Annotated in this window: 1 pseudogene; it reads right to left on the reverse strand. The window is 52.1% G+C overall.

From position 1 onward, the window contains the following. Positions 1–298 (reverse strand): annotated as a pseudogene (locus EXE42_RS17475) (hypothetical protein); the annotation flags it as partial. Between the last annotated feature and the right edge of the window lie 19 nt (positions 299–317).

Genomic DNA, 317 nt, shown 5'->3' on the forward strand with positions numbered 1-317 from the left:
AATCGAAAATCGCCGAGACGACGTGCTGGGTCCTAACGAACTCATTATCTTCGTCGAGTGAAATTTTCAAGTATTCGTCACTTGGATTGCTTAATAGCTCTTCGTGGTGGAAGTAGAACGAATCCTCGGGGAACGTCCCGAGGACGACGACCGAAATCGGTTGATCACCTGGGTCTCGTCCGCCGCGACCTTTTCGCTGGACGAAACCGGGTATGTTCATTGGCGCCCGATACTGGAATGTCCCGATGATACTCGGATGATCGAAACCAACCTCTAGCGCGCTGGTTGTGACCATCATGTCCCACTCGTCATCGTTG

Source organism: Halorubrum sp. SP3 (assembly GCF_005435195.1).
Classification (GTDB): Archaea; Halobacteriota; Halobacteria; order Halobacteriales; family Haloferacaceae; genus Halorubrum; species Halorubrum sodomense.